Here is a 1,286-nt window from a genome sequence, read left to right as displayed (position 1 = left end):
TCGGTATTTCGTGTTCCCGACTCTATCAGACGCTTTCGTGTCCGACTTCCTCGGTGCCTTTCAGGTTCTCCCTCTCGGGTTTCCCTTTCCGGCGGCTCCGACTCTATCAGATCCTTTCGGGCCTGATTCCCGGTCGAAATCGGGGTGTCTTCCCGGCCCTTGGGCCTTTCCGACGTCCCGAACTCTAGCCGATCTTCCCGGCGATTCGTAATCGAGTCTGCCGGCCCGATCGGAATGGAATTCGGCATGCCGAATTCAGCCCCGGTCGGGGGGTCGTGCTGAGTTGGGTTGCCGCAGAACCTGCGGCGGACGGCTGCCCCAGAACCGTTCCGGCTCCACGACAACCCGGAGAACATTACACGAGTCCGGTCGCGCTCCACCCGCCCCCACCCCGACCCCGTTCCCGGCCCCCCTTCCCACCCCATCTACGTCGTCTCCCCACCCCTCTATGCCGTCCAGTCCGTACGCCTCCCCAGTGACGGCAGCCAGCAGCGGCCACGCCCGCCAGTGGCCGAAGGGCAACCGGCATGACACGCCCACCATCAACTCATTTGACCGACTTGCCAGACATTGCAAGCCATGCCGCGAATGCACTCCGATCCGCTGTTCCAAGTTCGTAACCGTTCCCGTAGGGGCACCGCTCGGACCTGCCCGAACACCTGGGGAATCGGGGATTCCAGCAGGTCCGGAGGCCCCTGCGGTGCGTTGCGCGTGCAATCTGCATTGGGTAGACATGGGCGGCGCGCCGGGTTGCGCGCGCGTGGTTCAAGTGGCTGGCACTGTTTCGGGGGTGTGTGCGTGAAGTTCGACATGGGGTCTACGACTCTGTCCGATCTGGGGAAGAGCACCGAGGGGTCGAGTGGTGATCTCGGGGCGTTGATCCGGCAGTTGATCGCTGCGGCGGATCCGCTGGAGGGGAAGTTCAACGGGGCGGGGAAGGCCGCGTTCGACACGTTCAAGACGCATGCCGATGAGATCACCAACGACCTCAACGGGTCCCTCCAGGACATTCTGGGCGGCCAGTCCGGGATGGACTCCGCGTTCGGGTCCGGTGACCACGAGCAGGAGTCCAACGCGCACCAGAACATGTCGTCGGCGAACTTCGACGCGGCCCGCTTCGGCGCACGCCACTAACCACACGGGGGACGGATCATCATGGGTCAGAATCAGGACCGGCGCAGTTACGACACAGGTGCCTCCACCGAGGTCCAGGGCGGCCTCGCCGGGATCATCGGGCACCTGGAGCGGGTGCTGGGTGAGCGGGACCGGGCCGTGAAGGCCGCGAT

At 64.9% G+C, this 1,286-nt stretch carries 1 protein-coding gene; it reads left to right on the top strand.

Going from position 1 to position 1,286, the window contains the following annotated elements:
- Window positions 1-798: 798 nt before the first annotated feature.
- Window positions 799-1,134: a hypothetical protein gene (locus ACIQ8J_RS35905; protein ID WP_403272363.1), complete on the top strand. Its 336-nt coding sequence runs from the start codon at window positions 799-801 to the stop codon at window positions 1,132-1,134.
- The last annotated feature ends 152 nt before the right edge of the window (window positions 1,135-1,286 follow it).

The sequence above is a fragment of the Streptomyces sp. NPDC094147 genome, from assembly GCF_044764265.1.
In the GTDB taxonomy this organism is placed as follows: Bacteria; Actinomycetota; Actinomycetes; order Streptomycetales; family Streptomycetaceae; genus Streptomyces.
The sequence above is the reverse complement of the archived record's forward strand: the minus strand, read 5'-3'. Positions and strand labels throughout refer to the sequence as shown.